Source organism: Spirosoma sp. (assembly GCF_048594605.1).
Classification (GTDB): Bacteria; Bacteroidota; Bacteroidia; order Cytophagales; family Spirosomataceae; genus Spirosoma.
In genome coordinates, this window is sequence record NZ_JBMDWV010000332.1 from 1 (window position 1) to 8,747 (window position 8,747).

The 8,747-nt window shown below is 44.2% G+C and carries 11 protein-coding genes and 1 pseudogene; 2 read left to right on the forward strand and 10 right to left on the reverse strand.

Going from position 1 to position 8,747, the window contains the following annotated elements; genetic code table 11:
• The 10 genes and pseudogenes from ACOJS8_RS20210 to ACOJS8_RS20255 all read right to left on the reverse strand — a co-directional run.
• Positions 1-217 (reverse strand): annotated as a pseudogene (locus ACOJS8_RS20210) (hypothetical protein); the annotation flags it as partial.
• Positions 217-828 carry a hypothetical protein gene (locus tag ACOJS8_RS20215; protein ID WP_420150362.1) on the reverse strand — a complete coding sequence of 204 codons (612 nt, stop codon included), beginning with the start codon at positions 826-828 and terminating at the stop codon, positions 217-219. The gene ACOJS8_RS20215 and the pseudogene ACOJS8_RS20210, both read right to left, overlap by 1 nt.
• A 198-nt stretch (positions 829-1,026) precedes the next feature.
• Positions 1,027-1,338 (reverse strand): hypothetical protein, encoded by a 312-nt coding sequence (locus tag ACOJS8_RS20220; RefSeq protein ID WP_420150363.1) that lies wholly within the window; start codon positions 1,336-1,338, stop codon positions 1,027-1,029.
• 347 nt (positions 1,339-1,685) lie between these two features.
• Entirely contained in the window at positions 1,686-2,048 is a 363-nt protein-coding gene (locus ACOJS8_RS20225) for a hypothetical protein (protein ID WP_420150364.1), read from the reverse strand.
• The gene (locus ACOJS8_RS20230) at positions 2,048-2,239 is read right to left on the reverse strand and encodes a hypothetical protein (RefSeq protein ID WP_420150365.1); all 192 of its coding nucleotides are present in this window, start codon (positions 2,237-2,239) and stop codon (positions 2,048-2,050) included. The genes ACOJS8_RS20225 and ACOJS8_RS20230 overlap by 1 nt, the downstream gene beginning before the upstream one ends.
• A 29-nt stretch (positions 2,240-2,268) precedes the next feature.
• Positions 2,269-2,658: a hypothetical protein gene (locus ACOJS8_RS20235; protein ID WP_420150366.1), complete on the reverse strand. Its 390-nt coding sequence runs from the start codon at positions 2,656-2,658 to the stop codon at positions 2,269-2,271.
• Between the two features lie 5 nt (positions 2,659-2,663).
• Positions 2,664-2,984 carry an HNH endonuclease gene (locus ACOJS8_RS20240; RefSeq protein WP_420150367.1) on the reverse strand — a complete coding sequence of 107 codons (321 nt, stop codon included), beginning with the start codon at positions 2,982-2,984 and terminating at the stop codon, positions 2,664-2,666.
• A 2-nt stretch (positions 2,985-2,986) separates the two neighbouring features.
• Complete coding sequence (locus ACOJS8_RS20245) at positions 2,987-3,499, reverse strand: hypothetical protein (protein WP_420150368.1); 513 nt, start codon at positions 3,497-3,499, stop codon at positions 2,987-2,989.
• Positions 3,500-3,647: 148 nt separating this feature from the next.
• A complete protein-coding gene (locus tag ACOJS8_RS20250) occupies positions 3,648-3,932 on the reverse strand; it encodes an ArsR/SmtB family transcription factor (protein ID WP_420150369.1) in 285 nt (94 codons plus the stop codon).
• A 379-nt stretch (positions 3,933-4,311) separates the two neighbouring features.
• Complete coding sequence (locus ACOJS8_RS20255; RefSeq protein ID WP_420150370.1) at positions 4,312-5,067, reverse strand: hypothetical protein; 756 nt, start codon at positions 5,065-5,067, stop codon at positions 4,312-4,314.
• Positions 5,068-6,567: 1,500 nt separating this feature from the next.
• Here ACOJS8_RS20255 and ACOJS8_RS20260 point away from each other — a divergent pair.
• Entirely contained in the window at positions 6,568-6,822 is a 255-nt protein-coding gene (locus ACOJS8_RS20260; protein ID WP_420150371.1) for a hypothetical protein, read from the forward strand.
• A 296-nt stretch (positions 6,823-7,118) separates the two neighbouring features.
• On the forward strand, positions 7,119-8,699 hold the full coding sequence (locus tag ACOJS8_RS20265) for a DUF4062 domain-containing protein (RefSeq protein ID WP_420150372.1): 1,581 nt from the start codon (positions 7,119-7,121) through the stop codon (positions 8,697-8,699).
• Positions 8,700-8,747 lie beyond the last annotated feature (48 nt).

Below are 8,747 nucleotides of genomic sequence, written 5' to 3' on the forward strand. Positions count from 1 at the left end.
GCAGACTCAAATCGGTAGCTGCCAGACTGCCGATGTCATGAAGCCAGCGGCAGACGGTATACCATTCCTGTTGACCCCATTCGCCCAGACCCTGCGGTGGATCTGGAATGTGAGCGAGTAGGTCCGCTTGAACCTCATTTGCCTTGACACGATCAGCACGTAAGGTTCCCTCCAATGCTTTGACCGCAGATGGTTTATTCGGACGACCGGCAGGCATTAGCTACGACGTTTTAGGAATTCGTTTACCAATACCATCAGCGCTTCGCCGTCAGTTTCCTTCACCTGGTCAAGTTCCTTTTCCAGCTTTGCGGTTGTCAGTGCCTTGATAAGTTCGGATTGTTGGAAACTGCTCAGCTGAAACGTGATTTTATCAGATTCGCGCTGGGTCTTTTCGTCGGTTTGCTCTTCCTGATCCTCATCATCAAAAGACGTAAAACCCCAGTCATCGGTGTTTGTGTCAAACTCCTCCCCTAACGCTTTAATGACCTCATCATCGAAATCAAGGTTGACCTGACTGACCTTGTTATCGGCTAAGGCCAGTTCACGGCCTTGCTTGCTGTCAATATCCAGATCCGTACGTTGAACAACAATCAGCTTTTTACCATCCGACTGAACGATAATCACATCATCCATGCCGATAGCCGCAGCGGTCTCCATCGTCTTGTTGCCAGCGATGACGTTGCCGTTTCGATCCGTCAGAATCGAGCGGCCAGCGCCCAACTCACGCAATGATTTTTCAAGAAGGTGACCGCCGTACTCCCTACCTTTGTTGGCGTTTTTCTGATCGGGAGTCAGGTCACTCAGTTTTCCGTTTTTAAGTGTTGTCATGACGGTGAATACGTGGAATTAAATCGAATTATTTTAGGTATAATTTTTACCCATAACTTACATGATAATCAGTCAATTGGAACGCGCTGGAACGCCTAAAAAAATCTGAATTTTGACACCGATCTTTTTTGCCAGGATCACCGGTTCAGCCGATCGAAAGCCAAAGGATTTAACCCGCCCCTCCCCTTGCGTTGATTATCAGCCAATTACCGGCGCATTGCCTAGATTCTGATAGTACAGAGCACGTTCAGCATAAGCAGCAGCAAGAGCCAGATAGCAGTCTTTGCTAGTACTATACAAATCATCGTCTTTGCGGTGCATTCCGGTATTACCATTGACCGTTAGCTCATAGGTAACCTCCGTCTTATATACCCATTCATCCGTATCTAAACCTTTAGGATATAGATGGGAAAGGGTCATCACAGTATTGATAATAGCTTCGGTTGGTTGCCCTGTTGCATCCACAAACCATACCTTATCATTTGGATTGTACTTAGTCTCAATAATCATAATTAATTATTAGGCTTTCTTAGTAACAGTACTAGATCATCATCACTACGCACAGCTGGATTCTCTTTACCAGACTTGGAGAGTGAGGCAACACGTACAAAGTCACCACTCACCACAGCGGGTATTGGAATGCTGTGGACAATGGGCTTACCGTATTTATTATTCTTTCGGCTCATATACGATTAGCGGTAACTCGTTTAATCTCTTTCTGTGCCCACAGTAAGAAGCGTATATACACATACAGACAGCCATAATAGACCATCATATAAAGCCATAGTAAGGCATAGGTCAGGACAATGGAACAGACAATCCAGATTACGTACATCATACCCAGTTGTTTTTACTAATTATTCCTCTTCGTCTTCTGCTGCTTCAGATTCACTCTCTGCAATTAACCGGGCTGTCCAAGCATCGTAATACGCTTGTTCCTGTGGGGTAAGCTGACCGAACGCATTCTTAAATATTAGATCCTGGTGGAATGCACGATGCTTACTCAGCATACGATCAAAGTCCTGAACAATCTGGAATGCGTCTGACTGTATTCCAGTCGGAGTAGACTTAATAGTCGCTTCCACAGTTGGCGTATCAGAATTAAACAGCCTATCATGCACCTCTTTAGGCACCACGACTTCACCACCATGCTGAGGGAAGCCAGCGAACGTATCAGACGTAACACCAGAGAGTACACCGTTGAATGATTGATCTGACATTAGTTACTGTGGGGTTTAAAAATCTGGCTCTGCAACCGGTTGAGTTCGTTCAACTCTTCCAGCGTACCGAAAAACACCGTACCATCCTCAGCCTGGACGCTGGCTTGTACGGATGATGGAGCGGTTGTCATGCGCTGCACAAGCTCACTGTACTCGGCATCATTGAAGGCACCAGGCTGCTCAAGCGTCAATCGGGTGGCTTTATAGGTGAAAGTGGCTTTCAGGGATAGTTTGTTTTCTTTTTCCTATTCATCCATGCAGGCTGTTCGGAGTCAACGGGCTGTTCCCTTGCCTCTTCCTTTACGTCTTCAGCAAGTTTGTCCAGTGCTCGTTTTCCAGCCTCTGAAACATCGGCCATCGCTTTTTTAAGCCCAAGCCGGTCCGGTGGTGAAGCGTTGATCGTGATGGTCTGCTCACCGCTCTTGGTAGCGATAACCAGTTCCTCTGTCTTGAACAGATCGGGGCTCTTAATCAGCTGGTCGCATGTCTGCTGAATGATACGTAGTACACCGACGGACGCATCAGCAAAGCCCTGGCATTTGTAGCGCTCGTAATCAGTGACCAGCTGATGGAGTAGGTTAGCCTCTTTTAAGGGTAATGGAGGATTCATAGTTGTTACGATTGTTTGTCTTTGGCACTCTTAATAGCGTGGTGGTGATAACATAGGGGCTGGAGGTTCTTTACGTCGTACTTCTCTCCTCCTTGCTTTACTGGTGTGATGTGGTCGACCATCGTAGCGATCGTCTGCTTACCAGTTGTGCTACATTCTCGGCAAAACGGCTCAGCCCGTAAGACGCTGGCGCGAAGATCCCTCCAGCGTTTTTGCCGGTAGAATTGCGTTTCGGCATTACCACCACGGGACTCGTTTACGTTGACTACAGGTTGTACCGACTTGGCGCTGTGCGTACGGCGATCAACACGTTTTTGCGTGGGCATGGTTAGTCCTGATCCAGCTTGATCCACTCGAACGATTCCGTAGCGGTACTATCCCCATAAAAGCGGATGCGGTCTTTATCCGTCTTGTCATGGCCCCAGTTTTTGTAGATAACTGGCCAGAGGTAATCGTTTGCATCATACACAGGGCAGGAGCAACCCATCACAAACACTCTGTCGGGTTCGGGCTGTATCTCAGTTGGCTTACAACTGACCAGGCTACCCATCAGCAGCAGCGCACCAGCGATACAGCGAAAGACAAAATGACTTGGAATGCAAGCAAACTCATTAAGACGTATTTGGACCTGCCGACGCTGGTTCACCAGGTAGGTTATTTCATCCGAGTTGCCAGCGATTGGAATGAACTCATGCCGAAAGGGATGCAGCCGACGCATGGTCAATTGCTGGCAATGACGATGGAAAGCGAATACGGCCTGTTGGCGTTGGAAATACTCAGATAAGGCAAATAGCTGAGCTTTACTGGGTTCTTGAGATACACCCAATGGAGCAAGGTTCATGTTGAATTTTTTGATTACGGTAGGCAATAGAATAAATCTATCATTCTATCACAATGATAAATATTATTTATGACAGAAAATACCTATACGTCAACAAAAAACAAACCCGGCCTAGACCGGGTGGAGGAAAGCGTGACGAGGGTTGCGTCTAGCCTTGTAGATTTAGAATCTGCATCAGCTTAGTTATTACCGCGGGGTTCTTCAAGGAATAATAAGTAAAACTGCCCTGTCGATCGGCGACCAGTAATCCCCGGTCTTTCATCTTGGTTAAGTAGATCGATGTGACGGATTGTTCGACGCCAAGCCGTTCGGTTAAGGCTGCTACGTTCAAGGAAGGTTCATCTACCAACGCAAGCAGAATACGAAGCCGAATCGGATGAGCAAAGATTTTTAGCTCCTCAGCAACCCTGTAATCTATGGAGTTAACATTCATTGTGGATAGAGGGAAGGTTATGCGAGTGAAATTTGCTCAAATTAACATATAATTACAATCTGATTTTACTATAAGGCGTATTTGGGCAACAAAAACCCGGCTATTGTCTACCTAGTGCGTAAAATGATTCGATTCAGCAATCCAATCGATTCACGAAAGCGTATAATTCAATAAGTTTATAATTTTGGTGTGTAGTTAAAAACGCCCGGTCAAGTTGACCGGGCGTTTTTCTACTGAAGAAACCCGGCTATTAACCGGGTTGATCTATTCATTTTCTAAATATTATCTACTCCCATATAGGTTTCACGAAAAGTAGTAATTCAGGTAAACTATACATTTACAGGCAGTGGGTATCAGACGAAATTGAGGGCTACTCCAGTTATTTTTGAAAATAGCTGGCTCGTTCCGAATCTACATTGTTGCTCACATTGGCTTCTCCGCTCTGGGGTTCGACCACCGCCGTCAGGATAGCCTGGCCACTGGTCGAACCGGAGGTGAAGTTGCCCGTTAAGCCAAAGGAGAGTTCGCCCCCCCCACTGAGGACGGCGTTCGTCGTCAAGACGTAATAATCTGGATCAGTCTCTGGTGGAGCCAGCGTCCATTGACTGTTCTGCACCGGCACCCCTCCCACCGAGCTCTCCATGGAGGGCAGGCTTAAGCTGAACTTGGGATCTTTGCTGAGCTTGACGGTAATGGGCCCCGAGGCGGCTACCCCATTCAGTTCATAGACACTGACCACCACCGAAACGGCACTCGTACCGTACAGGTTAAAGGGACGAAGGTAGACTACAGGGGTCAAGTCGGCACCCGGCAGTACGCTCAGACTAGCGCTGGCCGTGGCTGAGCAGGCACCTGTTGTACCCGTCACCGAATAAATGCCCGCCTGACTGACCTCGATCGATTCAGTGGTCGCTCCGGTAGACCATTGATAACTGGTGGCCCCCGCTGCCGTCAGGGTGGCGCTCTGCCCCTGGGAAACGGTTAGACTAGGAGCTGCTGAAATGCTCACTGTCGTTGAGCAGGTGGTGCTGCAAAAGCTTATGCCCCCAACGGGCTCCCCAAATAGCGGCCCCACACTAGCCACATAAATCTTGGTGCTGGTGGCAAATACTCCTCGAGCATCGTTACTCCCCAAGCCATTAGCCTCTGTGATCCGTGTAAAGCTGTTACCGCCATCGGTGGAAATGCCAAGCCCCCCTCCAAAACCCAATGCAACATAGACCGTCGAACCCACGGCATAGATGTCACTAGCTGATTCAGATAAACCTCCTGTGATGTTGCGAGTCGTAAAGCTTACGCCCCCATTGGTGGAAATCGACAATCCATTTTGAGTGCCCGCATAGACCGTGTCGCCCACCGCAAAGACTGAATAGAGATTATCATTGGCTAAACCGTCTCGGTAAGTTCGATAAGCAAAGCTTCTGCCCCCATTGGGGGAGATTAATAAGCCAACACCCGTTGCGACATAGATGGTTGATCCCACGGCATACACATCGCTGGTTCTGTTAATTGCGGTCGATATGGTGCGCCTGGTGAAAGTGTTACCCCCATCGGTCGAAATGCATACGCCTTCATTGGTAGCGGCATAAACGGTGTTGCCCTCGGCATACACCGCATTCACTCGATTGGCTTCCTGTTCATTCTGAACATAATTGCCTAAACCGTTCGCCGTCGTTCGATTGATAAAGGTATCCCCCCCGTCGGTGGAAATCGCCAACCCATTCTGAGTGGCGGCATAGACCCTCGAACCGATTGCATATACCCCGCCCACACCATTACTACCTAAGCCGTTATCTGTTGTTCGAAGGCTAAAGGTAGTCCCGCCGTCGGTGGAGATAGCTAGTCCGTACTCAGTGCCCGCATAGACCGTGTCGCCTACCGCATATATGTCATATGAAGCAGATAAACGGGTAGAGGATTTAGTGAACGTGTTGCAAAACGGTCCGTTCTGGGCCTCAACGAAAAGGCTCGTTAGCAGCAGACCTAGAACCCATAAACAAGTAAGAAGCCGACGGGCTGGCCAAGCCCTCCATATTAAGGAGCGTGTGGTAGAAAGCGTTGTCATAGGGATTGAGTATAATATGCTACGTGTCAATAACCCTAAAACCAGGCAAATCTACTGCTCTAACGTGCTTTCTTTCAGGGTATTGGCTAAGTAAACAAACCAGAAAAGCAGTCACCTCGACACCTAAATTTGTTTAGGTAAATCGTCATTGCATTGACCTGGCACTTCATTTATTACACGGTAAGGACAGTGAGGGTAACTTAATGTAGTTTGCGCCATTATAGGATAAAACACAGGTCTAACATCCCCCGGCTATCGTCGGGGTTTTGTCTTACTAGCGACTTCAGTTCACTGTAGAATAGCAGACAATAAAGAAACCCGGATAGTAACCGGGCTTGTTGTTTTGTCCTAATTGATTACGGTAGGAAGCTTGAGCAGCGTGCTCCTGATTTCATCGTAGCTTTCCTTAATGACCCAGCTCCTTCCGTCAGTCAACTTTATCTCTGAGTTCTCAGAGTCTGCGTGTGGCCTAACGTGAATAATCTCATTCTGATTGAAGAGGTATTTAATCAGTTGACCACCGTTCATTACAGTCAATTCTATATACATAGCCTTATCGAAGTAGTGTAAGTGAAAAGACCATTCGCCTGTCGATTCTACGCACTGGATATTACTTTTGTGGCTATGGACGATCTATTCTACAACGCAGGCAGTGGTATGCTGTTTCTTCGCATCAACAACGTGTATTATCAACGGCAACTGGTAAAAGGCTGGCGGCAAATTACTGAAGAACAGGTGATAGATCTGGAGAAGTGGAGTAAACTCTATGACCGGCAACGGGAAGCGTACGTACCGGCATTGAAACAGGCAGGGTTGATTGATTGAACGGTTAAGGTATGAGCTGTAGCTTATCTTATCTTTATAAGCATAGACTTAAGAAGAAGTGAGCTACATTCCGCGGCCATCGTCGGGAATTTAATTCTATAGTAAAGCATATGTAAATCTGATTTAACGCCCCAGATCTTTTTCATAAATTAAACTGCTAATTGCCTATCGTAACATCGGTAAATTCAGATACTAGCACACATTATTTACCAATGATTCCGATCTACACTGGGTAAACAACCCATCGTTTATTTGTTTGTAACCGTCGTAAGGAAAACAAAAATTTTTAATTAATTATGGATAAGGCTATTCAGAAACGTGTATTTGTTAGTAGCACATATAAAAACTTAAAGAAAACCAGAATAAAAGTTAGAGAAAAATTATATGGATTATCTTATGGAGTTGTAGGTATGGAGACTTTTCCAGCTGGAGATGCGCCACTTGGAAACTCAATAAAGCAATTAGAAAAAGGTTGTGACTATTATATTCTCCTGATTGGAAGTAATTATGGTACCATACCAAAAGGAAAAACTATATCCATTACACATGCCGAATATCGTAAAGCACATGAAATGAAGTTAAACAATGAGATAGAAAAAATCTTTGTTTTTGTAGGGAAGGATGATGCACCATTAAAAGCTGATCAGGAAGAATCTGTAGAATTACAGGAGAAAAGAAAAAAGTTTTTAAAAGAAATTGGAGACAATTATTCGTATCGGACTTATGAAGACGAAGAAACTTTATTCGATGCTTTATATCAAACTCTTGCAAATGAAGCAAATCCTTTTTTAGCCAATGATGTTGAAGTGTTTGAGCGATTTGATCAAATTAGACATTTGATCGATGAAAATGCTGAAGGAAAATATCGTCGAATTGGTATTGCTCTAAATGAATTTGTAGAAGAGTTTTCACCAGTCTTTAATTTAAAAAATAGCTCTGGACCGGACTTGAATCATCCTATAGTTTCGAAAGTCAGGGACATTTTAGATGAATCGATACCTTCTAATACTTTTGACACAAGTTTTGGAGGAAGAGTTGACAGCTGGGGCATTAGACAAATTGTATTTAGGATAGAGACTGTAATCAAATTAATGCTAGCTATCAAGGACAGAAGCTTATTAAATGAAATCGGTCAGGAAATCGGTCGAAGTGCTTGTATTGATTTATTTGAAAAAGTTATATTGAAAAATAAAAACAGAAAGCTAATTCCATCATCCTTGAAGGCATTCATCGAACTTTTTGACTATTGGGATTCTTCGGCTGGCTGGGGGAAATTAGATTTTCAAGAACAAGACGAAAAGAATGGTAAATGGATTCTTTTAACAAAAAATAATTTTTTAACTGATAAAGCAGGTGGACAAACTGACGATGAAATTATTTTTTTGTATGCTTTCTGGGAGGGTTATATAACTGGTGCTTTAGATGAAGCTTTAACTAAGTTAAGTTTGCTATATTCCGAACTGTCAACGGATTTAAAAAACAACATTATTTTACCTGCATATACAAGAATAATTAGTGTAAAAAAAGACCCAGATGAATCCATGAAGGATGTTGATATTTTTCATGTTTATTTTGAAAAACATCCATATAAATGGGCTTTTGATATATTATCAACAGTAAAGACTAAACTTCTAAATGCTGAAAACATTGATGATGAACGAATTTTTACACTTATGCAATTGTCCGGTTTATTAAACGAACTTCAATCAAGCAATAAAAAATATTATAAATCTGTAATAGCTCAGCTTACTAAAGACGAACAGAAAATTGTTACCCATATTCTTAATCATAAGAATGATAATTTGCAAATAGAAGTAAATCAGTGTATTGACATAACAAATCAGGTTCTTCAAAAATTTGTAAACTCGAAGAGCTAACTAGAATATGATTATAAATCAAACTATAAGCCCCCATGATCTTGCACA

Bases quoted from the DNA above. Each gene is read 5' to 3' on its own strand.
- ACOJS8_RS20220 (WP_420150363.1), bottom strand. From the start codon at position 1,338: ATGATTATTGAGACTAAGTACAATCCAAATGATAAGGTATGGTTTGTG.
- ACOJS8_RS20245 (WP_420150368.1), bottom strand. From the start codon at position 3,499: ATGAACCTTGCTCCATTGGGTGTATCTCAAGAACCCAGTAAAGCTCAG.
- ACOJS8_RS20235 (WP_420150366.1), bottom strand. From the start codon at position 2,658: ATGAATCCTCCATTACCCTTAAAAGAGGCTAACCTACTCCATCAGCTG.
- ACOJS8_RS20215 (WP_420150362.1), bottom strand. From the start codon at position 828: ATGACAACACTTAAAAACGGAAAACTGAGTGACCTGACTCCCGATCAG.
- ACOJS8_RS20225 (WP_420150364.1), bottom strand. From the start codon at position 2,048: ATGTCAGATCAATCATTCAACGGTGTACTCTCTGGTGTTACGTCTGAT.
- ACOJS8_RS20250 (WP_420150369.1), bottom strand. From the start codon at position 3,932: ATGAATGTTAACTCCATAGATTACAGGGTTGCTGAGGAGCTAAAAATC.
- ACOJS8_RS20240 (WP_420150367.1), bottom strand. From the start codon at position 2,984: ATGCCCACGCAAAAACGTGTTGATCGCCGTACGCACAGCGCCAAGTCG.
- ACOJS8_RS20265 (WP_420150372.1), top strand. From the start codon at position 7,119: ATGGATAAGGCTATTCAGAAACGTGTATTTGTTAGTAGCACATATAAA.